The organism is Nocardia amamiensis, assembly GCF_015477605.1.
GTDB lineage: Bacteria > Actinomycetota > Actinomycetes > Mycobacteriales > Mycobacteriaceae > Nocardia > Nocardia amamiensis_A.
In genome coordinates this window covers 96,537-114,887 of sequence record NZ_JADLQX010000012.1, presented here as the reverse complement: position 1 = coordinate 114,887, position 18,351 = coordinate 96,537, and the positions used below count along the sequence as shown (strand labels likewise).

Sequence of the window (18,351 nt, the reverse complement as noted above, 5' to 3'; positions counted from 1 at the left end):
AAAGCACCTCCCCCGGCGCCCGGGTGAGCCGGTCGTGACTTTCCGTCCCAGCGGTTGCCAGAGCCGACTCGCGATCGCGCGAATCGGCATCTCTTCAGGTGGAAGCGACAGTCATGAACGCTCGCTGGCCGTACCTTCGCGACGATTGATCAGTTTTGAAGAAGCCTCCGCGGCGCGGACTTCATAGCATGATGAGTGTCCCCGTCGAGGCTGGTAGAGAGGTAATCGGCAATGAAGAACGCGCAGAAGTCCGCCAATGGAACCGCGAAGACCAAGGCGGCCGTGGGATTCACGGACGAAGAACGAGCCGCGATGAAGGAGCACGCCCAAGAGCTGAAGACGGCCGCGCGCCGCGGCTCGCGCGCGACCAAGGAGGACGGGGCGAAAGACGTACTCGCGAAGATCGCCGAGATGTCGGAATCGGATCGCGCCATGGCCGAACGGATCCATACCGTCGTCACCGCCAGTGCACCGGACCTGACGCCGAAACTCTGGTACGGCATGCCCGCGTACGCCAAGGACGGGAAGGTCGTCTGCTTCTTCCAAAGTGCGGCGAAGTTCAAGGCCCGGTACGCGACGTTAGGCTTCAACGACATCGCGAACCTCGACGAAGGCACCATGTGGCCGACCGCTTTCGCGCTGACGAAGTTGACCGCCGCCGACGAGGCGAGGATCGCCGAGCTGGTGCGGAAAGCGGTGAGCTGAGGACCAGTTCACGGTCCTATCCGGCAAGAGGCCGAGTCGGCTGGGGACCATGGTCGATGGTGGTGTCGGGCTGCGGGTGTGTGGCCAAGTCTTGGTTGATCAACTAGGTGTGTGCAGAGGCGGCGAGCGCGCGGTTGATGAGCCGGTCGACGACGCTGTCCTGCAATAGCCACCACCGACCGGCGAGCACCAACGTGATACCTGTAAATGATGTGATCGGCGTGCCATTCGGTGTCAGCCCCGCACGTGATCACCTCGTCGTCATCCCGGGCGATCCACAGACCACTGCCAGCGGGCTCGGCTCCAAGCAGCGCTGGAGCAGTTCCCCATCGCCTAGGTCGGCGACGTCACTCTGTTCACTGCTCGTCGACCACGGCGCTGACCCGCGGACTGGTCACCGTCGGCGGGCCAACCTGAGTTTGAATCCGCGGGGTTTGAGCGTGATCTGCTCGGCGATGTCCAGCTTGTAGCCTGGGTTGTGCTCGAAGTCGTATGCGTGTAGCACATGGGCGAGGGCGAGCATCACTTCGTGATAGGCGAACTGGCGGCCGATGCAGGCTCGTGTGCCGGTGCCGAACGGCTTGTAGACGTGCTGGCCGAGTTCTCGCTGTCGTTCGGGTTGCCAGCGGTCGGGGTCCCATTCCTCGGCGTCGGCGCCCCACGCGCTCTTGTCGCGGTGAGCTTGAAGGGTGAGCACAAAAACCCAGTCGCCCTTGTCGAACCGGTAGCGGCCATCACCGATGACGACCTCATGGCGCGCCTCCCGGAAATAGCCTGGGGCGATAGGCCACAACCGCAGTGTCTCGTCGACGATGCGGCGCAGATACCGCAGTTTGGCCACATCTTCGAACGCGATGGTCGGCCGGTCGCGGCCGGGAAAGCGGTCGTCGAGTTCAGCGCGGGCCTTCGCGGCCAGTTCGGGGTGGCGTGCCAGTTCGTAGAGGGCGAAGGCGAGCACACCGGCCGAGGTTTCGTGGCCGGCTACCAGGAAGGTCAGGATCTGGTTGCGGATGTTGAGGGCGTCGAGCTGTTCGCCGGTGTCCGGGTCGGGCACGGTGAGCATGCGGTCGAGCAAGTCACCGTGTTCGCCGACGGTGCCGCTGGCCTGACGGGCGGCGATGACATCGTCGACGATCTGGTGGACGTAGACAATGTCGCGCTTGTGCTGGTCTGCGGCATGGCGGCCGAGTGTCTTCTGCAGCAGAGGGGGCAGGTTGGCGTTGCGGTTGATGTAGGTCAACCCCCGCAGCATCGCGGCGACAAACGGGTCGATGTCATCGCGAGTGAACGAGTCGAAGGAGTAGGCGAACCCGGCTCTGGAGATGATCTCCAAGGTCAGTTTGTTCATGTCTTCGGGGATGTCTACCCACTGGCCTTCACGCTGGTCCCAATAGTCGAGTAGCTCGCTGACCGCTTCGGTCATGGTCTGGTGGTAGCCGCGCATCGCGGACTGGGTGAAGCTGGGAGCGAGGATATTGTGCGCTTTGGCCCAGTTGGGTTCATGGTTGTAGGCGGTGAAGAGCCCGTCTCGGGCGACAGGCCTGAGCTTTTTGAACAGCACCCCGACGTGTTTGGTCCAGTGCTTTTCGTCGTTGATCTCGGCGATGAGGTCTGCGCCGGAGACAACGATCATCGGCCAGTTGACGATTCTGCGTTCGAAGATGGGGCCCAACTCCTGGGCGTCGCGCATGGAGGTTTGTGTCGGCTTGAATGGATTGATCGTCAGCAGGTCGCCGAGGACCGGCAGCCGCCAGCGTGGGTGCGGCAGCGGGGTGGGAGGGTTGTTCGAGGTCGTCGTGACCGCCATGAAGATGTGGCTCCTATCCGGCTAGAGGCCGAGTCGGCTGGGACCATGGTTGATGGTGGTTGTCGGGCTGCGGGTGGGTGGCCAGGCTTTGGCGAGTGCGAGTAGCTGGCGCAGCTCTTCGGTGAGGTCGCGTGCGCCCGGGTGGACGTGGTGCCGGGGCATGGACGGGCTCGCGATCGGTGGGCATCCGGCAGCTTTGGTGGCGATGGCCTCGGCGATGCGGTGGGCATGGATTTGGGGGTCACCGGTGGTGGCGGCCAGATCGCCGGGGCTGTGGCTGTAGCGTTTGAGGTGTAGCAGGCTGTCGCGGATCTCGACTGTCATGCGGTGCAGACGGATAGCGGGGTCTGTACGGCTGTTGTGGTCGCGCGGCATCTCGAGCACGATTTCGGGTACGGCTGCGGTGAGATCGGCCCACATCGGTTGCAGGCGGCGGCAGTAGCGGCCGGTGCGGTCCCATCCGATGTGGCTGAGCAGGGCGCTGATCAGCGGCACCGTGACCACGGCGGGAGCGCCGACGGCCGCGAGAAAGAAGCTCCATGCTTTCCGGTGCATCTCGGGATCATGTACCGGATGGTCTGTCACGACACTCTTGGCGGTCTCGATGGGGTTTGCGACCGCTTCGATCCCGAGGGCCACTGCCAAGCACAGAATCACTATGTATAGGGCGCGTTCCCGCCAGGTGGTGTCGTCTGCGCGCATCTCGCGCACACCTACCCGGCTGACGAGCAGGGCGGTAGCGCCGATCGGCAGGGAGAACACGACCCAGACCACGACAGCCTGCCAGCCCAGGTGTTGGTCGATCAATTGGTCGGCGCGGCGGGCGGGCGTCCCCGCGATCAGGATGACGGCGGTGATTGTGATCGTGACGAGGTCGTAACGCCGCTGTCTGCGCCAGGTGTGCGCGGGATCGGTGCCTGCCCACAGCTTGGCGATGCCGTAGATATTCGAGACGATCAACAAGATGGCCCCCAGCGAGAGCTGTCGGGCGAGGTTGACCACGTCGCTGTCGTCGCCGGGCAGCAGCCAGGCCAGTGACTGCTCGAACCATGCCTCTCTCAACAAGAGCCCGGAGAGAGCGGCGGCCAGCGCGCGGTTGATGAGCCGGTCGACGACGCTGTCGCGCAACAGCCACCACCGACCGGCGAGCACCAGCGTGATACCTGTCAGGACGGGCCAGGCGATCAGACCCGGTATCGGGGAGGTCATCTCATCGATGCCGGTTTCGGAAGAACGTCGAGCGGAGCCGGCTCGCCGACCGCTTCGGCAGCATCGCTTCGACCAGCAGCAGGTCGGCGAAGGTTTCGGCGGCGCGTTCTCGCTCACTGCCGTAATCTTGGCGGCGCAGTACGCTGCGGATGGTTTCCAGCGACAGCGAGGGCATCAACTCGCGCAACGGCAGTTCAGCTGCATCGCTGCCACCGGAACCGCTCACACCCGCTCCGTGGCCGAGCAGCATGTGACCGATCTCGTGCGCGATGATGTGATCGGCATGCCATTCGGTGTCAGCACCGTACATGATCACGTCATCGTCTTCCCGGGCGATCCACAGGCCGCTTCCGGTGCCGCATCCGGTGCCCAAGAGGGCGTTGACGTCGATCGGGCACAACGTGATCGGCCGTCCCCGGTACTCGGCTACCCGCACGACGTATTCTGTTGTGTCCCATGGGTAGGGGATCGGTACCAGGCGACTCAGCTCCCCGAACCGCGCGGCCAGATCCTCCATCACCCCTCCCCTTCGTCGATCACATGGCGTATGCGGACACTCTGCGTGGTGTGGTTGCTGCGGATCATATTGCTGTACAAAGATTCTCGTCTATGTACCGCTGCAGCTCCTTGCTTCTGGATTCGCTTCTATCTCTCTTAGACCTGCCTGTGGCGCACGGGGTTCCATCCAATGTGGTGACTAGCATCACAAGGAGTACCGGTGGTTGGTGACCATGTGGCCGACCGCTGTCGCGCTGACGAAATCGACGCCGCCGACGAGGCAAGGATCGCCGAGTTGGTGAAGAAAGCGTTGAGCTGAGGACTGCGCAAGCCACCGGGGGATTCCGCCGGGCGCTTGCCTCCTGATGGAGATCGGAGACCGGTCGCGCACATGGAACCGAGTGCGACATTCCGGCTGTGATCCGGTCGCTCCGCTGATCACGCGTCGAAGATGGCCACCGCAACCGCGATCGATACGACCGACGCCAGCAATCCGCTGACGACACCGCCGTAATTGGTCTGGATCCACGCACGGCTGAACCCCCCATGTCAGTCTAGCTGTCACACTACTTTGACGCAGACAAGGGCAAGCCGGTTCCCGCCGACACCCCATCGCGGTGGCCGGTGTCGGCGGGGCAACGGAATTGGCGGTCTGTCGCCGAGGCGCCCGTCACTTACCCGCGGCGCGTGCGAGCTCCTCGGGGTAGCGGGCGCCGGCAACGGCTTCGGCCGGAGCCGCCGCCTCGATGCGGATCAGATCCTCGTTGCTCAACTCGATGTCGGCGGCGGCGACGTTCTGCTCCAGATAGGTGCGGCGTTTGGTGCCCGGAATCGGCACCACGTCGGCGCCGCGGCTGTGTACCCACGCCAACGCCAATTGACCTGCGGTGACGCCTTTTTCGTCGGCGAGGGCGCGGAGCGCGGCGACGATGGCGAGATTGCGGTCGAGGTTGCCGTCGGCGAAGCGGGGCAGTCGGCGGCGCATGTCGTCGGCGGGCAGTTCGGCGGTGGAGGTGATGGCACCGGTGAGGAAGCCGCGGCCGAGCGGTGCGAACGGCACGATACCGATGCCCAGCTCACGGCAGGCCGGCAGGACCTCGGCTTCGATGTCGCGGGTCCACAGCGACCATTCGCTCTGCAGGGCTGTCACCGGATGCACGGCGTTGGCGCGGCGGATGGTCGCTGCCGACGCCTCGGAGATGCCGAGGTAGCGCACCTTGCCTGCGGCCACAAGTTCCGCCAGCGCACCCCAGGTCTCCTCGATCGGCACGTCGGGGTCGACGCGATGCTGGTAGTACAGGTCGATGTGGTCGACACCGAGCCGGGCCAGCGACGCGTCGCAGGACTGTTTGACGTAGGCCGCGTCGCCCCGCGCACCCATCGCGCCGCCCTCGCCCCATACGATGCCGAACTTAGTGGCCAGCACCACCTGGTCGCGGCGGTCGGCGATGGCGCGGCCGACGAGCCGCTCGTTCGTCTCGGGGCCGTAGACGTTCGCCGTGTCCAGCAGCGTGACACCCAGATCCAGGGCGCGATGGATGGTGGCGATCGACTCGTCGTCATTTCCGCGCACGCCGTATGCCTGGCTCATGCCCATGCAGCCGAGCCCCTGTGCACCGACGGTCAGCTCGCCGAGTTTCCTGGTCGCGATCATGCGGGAGTCCTCCTTGGTGACGCCGAAATTCGATGGTGAGCCGCGCTCACGATCCGTGACGCTACGACCTGGAGCGCACTCCAAGTCAAGTTGATTCGCCGACGTGATCAGCCCGTCGTCCCGGCGGAGGCCGGTTTGTCGGACGATCTCCGCGAGGCGACGGGACTCGGACCGCGCCGGATGTGGGCCGGGTGCTGATTCGCAACCTGCTCCCGCTCGAACTCGTATCCGACTCCAACGGAATTCGCCTAATGCGATGCGTTCGCGATCGGGTTGTCGCTGAGCCGGGTGCATGCCGCGGGTATCGCGAATTCTCGTTGGGGGCAAGCGAATTCAATTGTCGGAGCGGCGCGTGTATGCCCGGTCACATACTGCTGAAGTTGTCGGTTCGGTACTGCTAGTTTAAACGGAGGTTATTGCTCCACTTAATGCAGGGCATCGGCCTGGTTCAACGGGGAAGGAGGCCGTGCGATGGTTGCCGTGGGTCTAGGCGGCCCTGGTGTGGGAGTCGAGTTCGCGCCGGGCGGGGTCGTCGAACGGATTCGAGCGGCTGTGCGCGGTCGCGGTGCGGAGGCGATCGGGCAGCTCGGGCTGATCACTGTGCTCTACCTCGGTTATCGCGCCGGGCGCCTGGTGACCGCTGACGACACCGGTCGTGCGATGGCGAACGCGCACAGTGTGCTCGGGTTGGAGGAGCGACTCGGTTTCCTGGGGGAGCGGAAGGTCCAGGGATTGTTTCTGGACCATGACTTTCTCGCCGTCCCGGCCAACTTCTATTACGCCAGCGCGCATTTCACGGTTGCTGCCGGAGTCTTGCTATGGCTGTGGGTGTTTCGGCCCGAACACTACCGCTGGACCAGGAACCTGATGGTGGCTTTGACCGGTGCGGCGTTACTGGTACACATGCTGGTCCCGCTGGCGCCGCCGCGGATGCTCCCTGATCGCGGCTTTGTCGACTTGGCCGCGCTGTACGGCCAATCCGTATACGGCGAGGTCGATTCCGGCGGGCTGTCGAATCAGTTCGCCGCCTTGCCGTCGCTGCACGTCGGCTGGGCGCTGCTGCTTGCCGTCGCGATGGTCGCCGCCACGCGCACGCGATGGCGCTGGCTCGCCCTGGCGCACCCCGCGCTGACCCTGCTCGTGGTCGTGGGCACGGCCAACCACTACTGGCTCGACGCCATCGTTGCCATGCTGTTGCTAGCTCTGTCGGCCGCGCTGCATCCGTTCCTGGTCCCCGCTGCGGCCACCGCCTGGGGCATCATGGGTCCTGTTCCGCGGAAAACCGCTCTGAGCAGCAATTGAGCCGATCCGGTACACGCCGGTGGCGATCACGTGGAAAACCGTCTCGTCCGCGTACGATCGCCTAGCCGTCCTGTTCGCCAGCCCGGACAAGGAGTTGCCATGGAACCGATGACCGTTCTGAACACCCTGCTGAATCTCGCCGTCCAGGTCGTCTCCCTCCTGGAGGGCTTCACCAACTGACCCCCGCGCGGTCGACGTCGTCGACCGATCGATGGTCGCTCAATGGTCGACTTCGCACAGTGTCGACTTCACGGTCTCCGAAGCGGGTGTGGACGAACTGTCCACACCCGCTTCGAGTCATCGGCTCGCAGCGAGAACTTGCCGACTGCCTTCGCATCCCGGAAGCATCCGGCCGTCCAGCTTGACCTGACCGCGCGATGGTGCGAGCAGGAGGTGGTCGCCGCCTCGGGCCGAAGTTCGGCACGACGGGGATACGCGCGCGAGAGGGGGCTCGGCCACGTGCTCGGCTAACGGTGTGCGGCGTTGGCGTTGGCCCAGGATTGGACGTCGCCGCGGTCGAGGGCTACGGCCAGCAGGGTGGGGAATTTGTCGGGGGTGCAGGCGAAGGCTGGGATGCCGAGGGCGGAGAGGGCCGCGGCGTTTTCGTGGTCGAAGGCGGGGGCGCCGTCGTCGGACAGGGCGAGCAGCACGACGATCTGTGCGCCGGATTCGCGCATCGCGTGGATGCGGCGCAGCATCTCGTCGCGGATGCCGCCCTCGTAGAGGTCGGAGATCAGGACGAACAGGGTGTCGGCGGGGCGGGTGATCAGCGACTGGCAGTAGGCGAGGGCGCGGTTGATGTCGGTGCCGCCGCCTAGTTGCGTACCGAACAGGACCTCCACCGGGTCGTCGAGTTTGTCGGTCAGATCGACGATCTCGGTGTCGAAGACGACCAGCGAGGTGCGCAGCGAGCGCATGGACGCCAGCACCGCGCCGAACACCGACGCGTACACGACGCTGGCGGCCATCGAGCCGGACTGGTCGATGGCGAGCACCACGTCGCGTCGCACCGCCTGTGCCTTGCGGCCATAGCCCACCAGGCGTTCCGGTACCACGGTGCGATGCTCGGGCAGATAGGTGGCGAGATTCTTGCGAATGGTGCGGTCCCAGTCGATATCTCGCAGTCGGGGCCGGGTGACGCGCGCGGCGCGGTTCAGTGCGCCGGAGACGGCGGCGACGGTCTGTGCCGCAATGCGCTGCTCGATCTCGCGCACCACCTTCTCCACCACCATGCGCGCCGTCGCTTTGGTGGTCTCGGGCATCACCCGGTTCAGGCTCAGCAAAGTGCCGACCAAGTGCACGTCCGGCTCCACCGCTTCGAGCAGCTCCGGCTCCAGCAGCAGTTGGGTGAGGTTGAGCCGCTGCACAGCGTCGCGCTGCATGACCTCGACCACGGTGGAGGGGAAGTAGCTGCGAATGTCACCGAGCCAGCGGGCCACGCGCGGAGCCGAGCCTTGCAACCCGCCGGTGCGTTTTCCGGGGGAGGTCTCGTCGGTGTTGTACAGCGCGGACAGCGCCCGGTCCATGGCCGCGTCCGCACTGGAACCCAGCCCGCCGAGCCCTTCCTCCGCCGCCGCGCCCAGCACCAATCGCCAACGTCTGGCTTGTGTTTCGTCGGTCATGCGGTGCGCCTTCCGCAATGGCTCATGCCTGCGCCGCGCCGGCGCTCGGCTCCAGCATGCGCCATGCGCGCTGTGTTGATGATCGGCTCGCTCATACCGTCACTCCCAAAATCTCTGCGGCGGTGCGTACTGCGGCGGTCGCGCGGTCCAGGTCGAGACCCGCCGCGGCCGAGGAGACAGCGACGGACCCGCCGTCGCGCACCGCCTGCCCGAGTGCGCGGCGCTCGCCGGATTCGAACGCGCCGAAGGTGCGGCGCAGCAGCGGCAGTGTTTCGACGAATGTCTCCTCGCCGAGTCCGCGCAGCCAGTCGTCGATGAGCCGCAACAACTCTCGGTCATGGACGAGCAGCAGTCCGCGGCCACCGACGAACCCATCGATCCAGGCCGCCTTGGCTGCGGCCGGATTGCCCACCGACAGGGCGGCGGAGAGCCTGCGTGCGGATTCGGCCTCGTCGATGCGGCCCGCGTCGGCGAGCAGGCGGACGGCGCGACCCACGAGGGCGCCGTGCACGTCGTCGCGATCGGCGACGCGGTGCAGGGCAGCCAGCCATTCGCCGGTTGCCCAGCTGTCGTCTCTGGTGTGGATGGCGGTGTGTGCCGCGTCGAGCAGCGTGCGCAGCTCGGTCGCGGCGTCGGTGTCCAACCCGGTGACCGCCGCGGACAAGCCGGCGCAGATGCGCACCAGCAGTCCGTCGGCGACGTGGGCCAGCGCCTTGGTGTCGGTGCCGCGCACGTCGCCGTAGCGCAGTGTCCGGATCAGGCCGGGCAGCGCGGCGAGCAGGTGGGTGACGTCGTGGTCGAGTGCGGCGGTGGACTCCAGCCGGGCGATCAGCCCGTCGGTGGCACCGCCGAGATCGGCGAGCAGGGCCACCTCCAGCGCGGCGGTGAGCTCGCCGACGGTGCGGTCGGCGCTGCCCGCGGTGTCGAGGATCTTCGCCTCCGCGGCGGTGCGGATGGTGGTGCCCCAGCGAGACGCCTCGATGATCGAGATGGCGTACTCGGGGCGCCACTCCAGTGTCCAAGTTTCCCGGAAGGTTCCGGTGCTGCGCACATCGCTCGTGGTGAGCGTGCCCCAGTCGATCTCCAGCACGCGCAGCCGGTGCAACAGGCGCGAGCGCGCGACCTCGCGTTCCTTGCGCAGATCGAGGTCGACAGTGCGGGCCAGCGGCTCCTGCTTCATGCGCAGCGAACGGATCGTGGCGCGCAGGTCCGCCTCCAGCGGCACGGTCGGCGTCTGCTCCGGCACGGCGCCCAGCGCTTCGCCCACCACCAGTTCGCTCACCACCAGCCGCAGCATCGTCTCGTCGCCGCCGCACAGCACCGATCGGGTCGCCTCGGTAACCTCCGACAATCCCGCGAGCGGCCGTCCGCGCAGCGCGGCGAGGGTGTCTGCGAGACGGACGGATTCGATGACGTGCGCGCTGGAGACCGGCAGGTCGTGACCGCGCAGCACCCCGGCGACCTTGGTCAGCCACCGGGCGATCGGCCGCTCGGTCTCGGTGAACAGGTGGTGGTACCAGCCCGGCGAGGTGACCCCGGCTCCATACCCGGAGGAGGTGGACAGCCGCGAGTGCGTCCACGGCACCCAGGTGAGCCGGGCTTTGGTCTTCGGGAGTCCTTTCAACAGCCGGGCATCCGGCGCGGCGGGACCGAGCGCGCCCGTGAGCGCTGGCGCATGCCATGCGCCGCACACCACCGCCAGCCGCGTCGCACCGTCCTTGAGCGCCTTGCGCATGGTCTGGCGCATATAGGCTTCGCGGCGGAGGGTGTGGGCGTCGATGGTGATCGGCTCGTACGGCTGTCGGCGGACGAGTTCGGTGTCGGAAAGTGCCTCCGCGACCGAATCCGGTTCCGGCGCTCGGACCTCCGCCGATTCGTCCCGCGCTGGCTCGTCGTGGCCGGACAGACCCGGCATGGATCGACCGCGCGCGGGTTCGTCGTGCGTTGATCGGCCGTTCGCGGACGTGGCGCCGGCCGGCCGGCCGGCCGCGGATTCGGAGCGGGCCGCTGGGCCGGCCGGTTCTCCGTCGGCTGCTTCGTCATTCCCGCGTTCGACGTGGGCTGGCTGGTTCTTCGCGGGCTCGACGTCGGCTGTGCGTTCGTCAACGGCCTCGTCGTGCGGCTCCTCGACATTCGCCCGTTCGTCAGCGCGCGTTGGTGCGTGCTCTCGTTCGCGCCCGCTGCGCTCGGCGGACTCCCGCAGAGCGCCCATCGCCTCGGTGATCGGTTCGAACGCGTCCGCGTCGGGCACCGATTCCACGACCGCGTCCCACCAGCGTTCGGCGTCGTCGTAGCCGCCTGCCTCGGCGAGTGCGGCGAGCGGATCGAACCGGTCACCGGGCTCGTCCTCCACAGCGAGCGCGATGGTGGCGGGGAGATCGCAGAATCGGACCGGCACCTCGTTGCGCACGGCATAGCGCAGCGCCTGCCATTCGGGGGAGAACACCGCGTACGGCCAGAACGCCGCCTTGGCCGGTGTATCCGGAACGTACGCCAGCAGGGCGACCGGAGGGGTCATTCCCTCGGCGGCGACGTAGCCCACCAGCGGATCGGCGTCGGCGGGGCCCTCGATGAGGATCATGTCGGGGCGAAACGCCTCCAGGGCCAGGCGCAGCGAACGCGCCGACCCGGGACCGTGGTGCCGGATGCCGAAAACCCTGGCCACCGGCGCGGATTCGGGACTCACCCGGTGACCTCACGGCAGGCGCGGTAGAAATCCGACCAGTCCGGCCGCTCGCGCACCACGGCCTCCAGGTACTCGGTCCACACCACCGCGTCGGCCACCGGGTCCTTGATCACCGAGCCGAGCACGGCGCCCGCGATATCGGAGGCGCGCAGCACTCCGTCGCCGAAATGGGCCGACAGCGCGATGCCGTTGGTGATCACCGAGATCGCCTCGGCGGTGGACAGTGTTCCCGAGGGCGACTTGAGTTTGGTGCGGCCGTCGGCCGTGCTGCCCGACCGCAGCTCGCGGAATACCCGCACCACCCGCCGCACCTCCTCGGCCGCCGCGGGCACGGTGGGCAGTTCCAGAGCGGAGCCGAGCTGCTCGACCCGCCTGCTGACGATGGCGACCTCCTCGTCCTCGCTCGCGGGCAGTGGCAGCACCACCGTGTTGAACCGGCGGCGCAACGCGGAGGACAGTTCGTTCACCCCGCGGTCGCGGTCGTTGGCGGTGGCGATCACGTTGAAGCCCTTGGCCGCCTGCACCTCCATGCCGAGTTCGGGCACCGGCAAGGTCTTCTCCGAGAGGATGGTGATCAGCGCGTCCTGCACGTCGGAGGGGATGCGGGTGAGCTCCTCGATCCGGGCGATGGCGCCGGTGCGCATGGCGGTCAGCACCGGCGACGGCACCAGCGCGCCTTCGCTCGGTCCTTCGGCCAGCAGCCGCGCGTAGTTCCAGCCGTACCGGATCGCCTCCTCCGCGGTGCCCGACGTGCCCTGCACCAGCAGCGTCGACGCACCGCTGATGGCGGCGGAAAGATGTTCCGAAACCCAGGTTTTGGCGGTGCCGGGTACGCCGAGCAGCAGCAGCGCCCGGTCGGTGGCCAGCGTCGCCACCGCCACCTCCATCAGCCTGCGCGGGCCGACATACTTCGGGGTGATCACGGTGCCGTCGTCCAAGGCGCCGCCGAGCAGGTAGGTGACCACCGCCCATGGGGACAGCCGCCAGGACGGCGGGCGGGGCCGGTCGTCGGCGGCGGCGAGGGCGCGCAGCTCGTCGGCGTACGCCTGTTCGGCGTGCGGGCGCAGCAGGTCCGGATTAGGTTCGGTGGTGGTCACTGCAACTCCTCGAGCATCATCGAGCGGTGGTTGAGGTCGTGGGCGAGCTGGTCGAAGGTCCGCTGCCAGGTGGGATCGTCGCATCGGCGCGCGATCGCGGAGAGCGTGGCCGCGGCGGCTATCGGGAGGTGGACGGCGGCCGAGGCGAGCAGTGAGCGGTGCGCGTTCGGGGAGACGCCGTGCGCGTCCGGGCGCCGCGCCGCCGCGCGCGCCCGCTCGAACAGCAGCAGGATCACATGCTGCGCCAGCGCTTCCGGCCACGGATGCCCCATCGCGGGCAGCAGCGCCTCGATCTCGGAGAGCCAAGAGCCGTCCAACCGCACCAGGTGCGCGGTCCGATCCGGCAGCGGCAGCAGCGCGAACAGCTCCCGCCTGCGCAGCATCGCCAGGTCGGTCGGCACGCCCGCATCGAACAGTGCTCGCGCCCAGGACGAATCACGTTGGGCCAGTGCGGCATCCACCCAGCCATCGAAGACCGGTTGCCGGAACCGGTCCTCGATCGTGGCCCGCACCGCCTGCTCCGGCGTGCCGAGCAGCGCCGCCCAGTGCGACAGTTGGGTCGCCGCCACCATCTGCCGCAGCCAGGCGGCGGGTACGTCGGGTGCGCCGTTCCAGCGGTAGGCGAATTCGACCGTTCGGTCGGTGATGCCGTCGCGCTGGGTGCCACTGTCGAGCGAATCGGGCAGCGCGAGAACCAGATTCGTGTGCAGTATGCGGTGCTCGACGCGGACCCACGCGCCGGCCCTGGCGCGCATGCGCCCGGCGAACGCCGATTCCGGCAGCAGCGCGAGCAGTCCAGCCGCGGTACGGCGCACATCCGCACGCCGGTCGTCCAGCGCCGTTTCCAGGAGCGGTTCGTCCGCTCGAGCGAGGCCGTCGGCGAGCACGGCGACCAGTTCGGCCTTGATCGGACCGGATTCTTTCGGCCACGCCGCCGCGAGCTGTGTCCTTGCGGCGGCGGGGTCGTCGCGTCGTAGCCGGGCCAGCCAGTCGCGCCGCTCGGGCGGCTGCCCGAACCGCCAGGTGTCCGCGGAATCCGTGGCTGCGGGCCGCCGCACCAGGTCACGCCACTGCGGATGCTGCGCGGCCAGCCAGCTGCCACGCGCGCCCGCCAGGCGCAGCAGGGACTCGCGCAGGGTGGCGTTGATCTTCGCGTGCTCGAGCAGCTGCTCGCACAGCGCGTCCGGGGCCCGATAGTCGTGCGGGGCCGCCGCGTCGAACCACTCGGGAAGGAAAGCCGAGCGCTCCCTCAGCATGCGTGCGAGACGGCCGGCCGCCGGGCGCGGCAGCAGCCTCCGGGCATCGTCGGCCGCGGGCTCCGGTGCGGTCGCCGCGGCCGGCGCGACCCCGCCGCGGCTGAAAAGATCTTGCAGAGCGGCGGATTCGAGTAGCCGCAGGGCCGGGTCGGCCGACAACCGATCCGCCGCCCGCGCTACCGCGGGAGCCAGCGCGGCGAGATCCGGCGTCCGGCGCGCGGTGCCAAGCAGGGCCGCGGAGGTCAGATCGGCGCTCGCCGCATGCGCGGCGTTCACCGTGCGCCCATCGGGGGATCGCGGCACATCCGGTCCGAACGGGTCCGCGCGCGCCAAGTCGATCACCTCGCCGGTGGCGAATACCGAAATCGGCGCCAGCCCATCGGCGTTCCACTCACCGAGCACCGTTACGGGATGACCGCCGGAGACGGCCAGCAGCGTCCACGGGCCCTCGGTGGCGCGGATGGGCAGCGCGGTGCCGTCGGATTCGGTGACGTACCAGCCCTGTTCGGTCCGGGCGGGCACCACGTCGACCAGCAGCATCGGCCAGGAACGCAGCCACGGATCCGCGCCGAGCGCCGCGGCGTGATCGGCCAGCGCGGCGGCGATGGTGGCCGGCCGCTCGGCGTCTGCCGGCAGCGTGGTGAAGGGTTCGGCAGGGCCGTGCCGCTCGCCCCAGAGGGCCCGCAGCGGCGCCGTGCCCGGATAGAAATGCAGCTCCGCGTCGGCCAGTTGCCCCAGCGCGGGAAGGTCGGCGGGGAAACTCGGGGAACCGAAGGAATGGTCGACGATCAGCGCCCATCGCCTGGTCACGCGCCCGTACAGCCAGGTGCGCCTGGTGTAGAGGCGCTCCTCCTCGGTGACCCGCAGACCGAAGACCATCCATCGGTCCCGGACCGGCGGTTCGGCGCGCACCGCCTCGGCGGGGTTCGGATAGCCGATGTGGGTGCGGATGCTGGCGCTCAGCGCGGGCGGCGCCGCGTCGAGCTGGCGGTGCGCTGCGACGAGCAGGTGCATGCGCGCGTACTCGCGCAGCACGATGTCGGGCCAGTCGGTTCTGGTGGCCACCGTGGTCGGCAGCTGCCGCAGCGCCGCGGCGATGCCGGGGGCCTGCGCGTCGACCATCCTGGCGGCGATGGTCTCGAACGCGCGAAACGAGCGGTCGCTCTGGGCGAGACCGGTGCGCACCTGATCCCCGAGCCAGACATCGAGTTCCTCCAACCCAGCGGTCACGCGCACTCTGCGCTGCTCGGCGGTGGCCGGGTTCGGGGTGCGGGACCGGCCGGCGGAGGTGGCTCGCGCGGCACGGCCGCCGATCCAGGACGCCGCGTAGTCCGCGATCTCCGTGGCGGACGGAACCTCGCCCGCGGCCCACCGCAGCAACAGCGACAGCGCGTGCTTGCAGGGGAACTTGCGACTCGGACAGGAGCACCGATACGCGGGACCGGACACATCGATGATCGTCTGGTACGGCGTGGCGCCGCTGCCCTGGCATCGCCCCCACAGGGCGTCGCCGTGCTGCCCGCTCTCGCGCCAGCGGCCCACCAGCTTGCGCGCTGCCGACAGCGAACTCGCGTCCGGCGCCACCGCCGCGACCTGGTCTTCGGTCCACGGCGTTGTCATCGGACGGCTCCAGCTCGGTGGTGGCTCATCGCCTTCCTTCATTCCTCGGTTCACCCGAGTTCTACCGCAGCGCACCGACAGGTGCGGCGCCCGGTGCCGGGTCGCGCACGGAACCGCTTGTCCGGGCGCCGGATTCGCCGGTCCGGCAAATGTTGCGCCGGATGGCGTGCTCTGGCATCCTGTCCTGTTCGGCTCGACCGAGCCACCCGGACGGGTGTTGACACCATCGAGCTGCCCGCCGGGGTTGGCGCGAGGGGTGGACATCGAGACGCGGCGCAGGCGTTCCGATGACCATATCCATCCCCGCGGGCAGATTCGCATGGGCACGGTGGGCGATTCGGACGCGATCGGGTAGCGTTTCGCACAGCTTCGACAAAGGCGCCGCGCACGGGGTCGGAGGACGTGTAGCGGCTCGATGTGGAGGGGTTGTTCGCATGCGCATGGATCCCGGTGCCGTCCAGGCCGGCGGTCCTTCCGATGCGCCACCCCGGTTGTCGGAGGTGGTGACCAGGCGTCTCGCCGAGGACCCCGCGGCGACGCCGTCGATCACGCGCACCGTGCTGCGCGCCTTGGGCGCCGCCGAATCCGATGACGCGCCAACGATGTTCGAGCACTCCGGCATCTTCCTGAGCGCCATTCGCGTCCGCGGCTTCCGCGGCATCGGGCCGGAGACCACACTGCACCTTCCGCCAGGTCCCGGCCTCACCCTCGTCGTCGGCCGCAACGGCAGCGGTAAATCCAGTTTCGCCGAGGCCGCCGAATTGGCTCTGACGGGCGGGAACCGTCGCTGGGACGGCCGGTCGGCGGCGTGGCGGGAAGGGTGGCGCAACCTGCACGACGGCGCCGCGGCCCGCATCGAGCTGGAACTGCTCACGGCGGGCGACGCGCCGCGGCTGACCATCGCGAAAGAATGGGCCGCCGACGCTGACCTGTCCGACGCGAACTGGACCCAGCGTTATCCGCCCACTGCGCCAACCGAATTCGACACCGCCCCGTGGGCGGCGCAACTCGAGCTCTACCGACCGTTCCTGTCCTACAGCGAACTCGGCGCGCTGGTCGACGGCAAGCCGAGCGACCTGTTCGACGCGCTGCACCAGCTGCTCGGGCTGGACGAACTGACCCTGGCGCAGGAACGCATCCGGATGCGGCGCTTGGAACTGGAACGCGCCGTCCGGGATTCCCGCCAGGAACGACTGGAACTGCTCGAACAACTCGCCGCGGTGGCCGACGACCGGGCGGTACGGGTGGCCGGTCTGCTGCGACCGGCACAGCCGGATCTCGCCGCCATCGGCCGCGAGGTGCTCGGTTCGGTAGACGACCCGGCCGGTCGGGATGGCCTGCGGGCGATCGTGCGGCTCGCGCTGCCCGCCGACACGGAAGTGGAGGCGGTCGCGGCCCGTCTCGAAACCTGGGGCTCGGCGCTCGCCGAAGGCGCCACCGCCGACGCCGAGGCCGATCTGCGCGTGCTCGAGCTGTTGCGCAAGGCGCGGGAACACCAGGCGGCGAGCGGGACCTGTCCGTGCCCGGTATGCGGCCGGGGCGCGCTCGACCGAGACTGGGCGCGCGACACCGACTCCGCCATAGCGCAGCTCGCCGCCCGCGTCGACGCGCTGACCACCGCTCGCGTCGAACTGGGCAACGCCGTGCGGGCGGCCCGGGCGCTGCCGGAACTCGTCCCGGCCGAACTGGATTTCGACCCGCGCAACCCGCCGTCCGTGGACACCACCGCGGTGCGCGAAGCCTGGGCCGAGTGGGCCGCGCTGACCACCACCGACTACACAGCGGATCTGCCCGACCGGCTCCGCCGAGCGCACGCGCGGCTGGTCGATGAGCTCGACCTGCTGCAACAGGGCACGCGCAAGGAACTCGACCGCCTGGACGAGGTGTGGACGCCGCTGGTCCCGCGGATCGTGAACTGGTTGGAGGGTGCGCGCGAGGTCGCCGCGCACGCGCCCGAACTGCGCACCGTGAAGAAGGCCGAGGACTGGCTGAAGTCGGCCACCGCGGGCCTGCGCGGCGAGCGGATGACGCCGTTGGAGACCACGGCCCGGTGGGTCTGGCGCACGCTGCGGCAGCAGAGCAATGTCGAGCTGGGTGCGATCCGCCTGCAAGGCAACACGGGCACCGCGCGTCGCGTGCTTCTGGATGTGACCGTAGACGAGGTGGACGGCGCCGCGCTCGGTGTGATGAGCCAGGGTGAGCTGCACGCGCTCGGGCTTTCGCTGTTCCTGCCGCGCGCCACGGTGGAGGAGAGCCCGTTTCGGTTCGTCATGATCGATGACCCGGTGCAGGCGATGGACCCGGCCAAGGTGGACGGCCTGGCCCAGGTACTCGCGACGGTCGCGTGGAGCCGTCAGGTGGTGGTCTTCACCCATGACGAGCGCCTCGCTGAAGCGGTGCGGCGAATGCAGCTCGACGCGACCGTGCTCGAGGTGCAGCGCCGCGACCGTTCGGTGGTCGAAGTGCGAGTGTCCAGCGACCCGATCCGCCGGTACCTCGATGACGCCCGCGCCCTGGTGCGCACTCCGCAGCTACCCGCGGCGATCGCCGACGAACTGGTGGCCACGTGCTGCCGCTCCGCGGTGGAGGCGGCCAGCTTGGCCAGAGCCAGACGCACTTTGCTCGCGGCGGGCATGAACCACAGCGAGGTGGAACGCCACATCGACGCCGCGCACTCCACCAGGGCGAAGGTGGCGCTGGCGGTGTTCGGAGTCGGCAGCAAAGTGGACGATCTGAACAAGAATCTCATCGCGCGGGAAGGACGGTGGGTGGTGGACGCACTGCGCGACGCCACGGCGGGGGCACATGTGCCGATCGGGCGCGACATGCGCGAGCTGATCGCTGAGACGGAGAAGTTCGTCGCGTGGCTGGCCCGGTGACGCGCGTGCCGGAGCC

11 protein-coding genes are annotated in these 18,351 nt (G+C 68.6%); 3 read left to right on the top strand and 8 right to left on the bottom strand.

The window, feature by feature from the left end; all coding sequences use genetic code 11:
* Positions 1-231 precede the first annotated feature (231 nt).
* On the top strand, positions 232-705 hold the full coding sequence (locus IU459_RS17655) for an iron chaperone (RefSeq protein WP_195130631.1): 474 nt from the start codon (positions 232-234) through the stop codon (positions 703-705).
* A gap of 394 nt (positions 706-1,099) precedes the next feature.
* Here IU459_RS17655 and IU459_RS17650 read toward each other — a convergent pair whose 3' ends face one another.
* The 4 genes from IU459_RS17650 to IU459_RS17635 form a co-directional block, all read right to left on the bottom strand.
* Entirely contained in the window at positions 1,100-2,512 is a 1,413-nt protein-coding gene (locus IU459_RS17650; RefSeq protein WP_195130630.1) for a cytochrome P450, read from the bottom strand.
* A gap of 21 nt (positions 2,513-2,533) precedes the next feature.
* Positions 2,534-3,721 carry an MAB_1171c family putative transporter gene (locus IU459_RS17645; RefSeq protein ID WP_195130629.1) on the bottom strand — a complete coding sequence of 396 codons (1,188 nt, stop codon included), beginning with the start codon at positions 3,719-3,721 and terminating at the stop codon, positions 2,534-2,536.
* Between the two features lies 1 nt (position 3,722).
* Complete coding sequence (locus IU459_RS17640) at positions 3,723-4,238, bottom strand: hypothetical protein (protein ID WP_195130628.1); 516 nt, start codon at positions 4,236-4,238, stop codon at positions 3,723-3,725.
* 651 nt (positions 4,239-4,889) lie between these two features.
* A complete protein-coding gene (locus IU459_RS17635; RefSeq protein ID WP_195130627.1) occupies positions 4,890-5,873 on the bottom strand; it encodes an aldo/keto reductase in 984 nt (327 codons plus the stop codon).
* Between the two features lie 471 nt (positions 5,874-6,344).
* On the opposite strand from IU459_RS17635, the gene IU459_RS17630 reads away from it, so the two are divergent.
* Positions 6,345-7,175 (top strand): phosphatase PAP2 family protein, encoded by an 831-nt coding sequence (locus IU459_RS17630; protein WP_195130626.1) that lies wholly within the window; start codon positions 6,345-6,347, stop codon positions 7,173-7,175.
* Between the two features lie 467 nt (positions 7,176-7,642).
* Here IU459_RS17630 and IU459_RS17625 read toward each other — a convergent pair whose 3' ends face one another.
* The 4 genes from IU459_RS17625 to IU459_RS17605 all read right to left on the bottom strand — a co-directional run bounded on the left by IU459_RS17625 (position 7,643) and on the right by IU459_RS17605 (position 15,456).
* Complete coding sequence (locus tag IU459_RS17625) at positions 7,643-8,797, bottom strand: VWA domain-containing protein (protein ID WP_195130625.1); 1,155 nt, start codon at positions 8,795-8,797, stop codon at positions 7,643-7,645.
* Between the two features lie 91 nt (positions 8,798-8,888).
* Positions 8,889-11,483: a DUF5682 family protein gene (locus tag IU459_RS17620; protein WP_324198910.1), complete on the bottom strand. Its 2,595-nt coding sequence runs from the start codon at positions 11,481-11,483 to the stop codon at positions 8,889-8,891.
* The gene (locus tag IU459_RS17610) at positions 11,480-12,580 is read right to left on the bottom strand and encodes an ATP-binding protein (RefSeq protein WP_195130624.1); all 1,101 of its coding nucleotides are present in this window, start codon (positions 12,578-12,580) and stop codon (positions 11,480-11,482) included. Before IU459_RS17610 ends, IU459_RS17620 begins: the two co-directional genes overlap by 4 nt.
* Positions 12,577-15,456 (bottom strand): SWIM zinc finger family protein, encoded by a 2,880-nt coding sequence (locus IU459_RS17605; RefSeq protein WP_195130623.1) that lies wholly within the window; start codon positions 15,454-15,456, stop codon positions 12,577-12,579. The genes IU459_RS17610 and IU459_RS17605 overlap by 4 nt, the downstream gene beginning before the upstream one ends.
* 434 nt (positions 15,457-15,890) lie before the next feature.
* On the opposite strand from IU459_RS17605, the gene IU459_RS17600 reads away from it, so the two are divergent.
* Positions 15,891-18,335: an ATP-binding protein gene (locus IU459_RS17600; RefSeq protein ID WP_228838062.1), complete on the top strand. Its 2,445-nt coding sequence runs from the start codon at positions 15,891-15,893 to the stop codon at positions 18,333-18,335.
* Positions 18,336-18,351 lie beyond the last annotated feature (16 nt).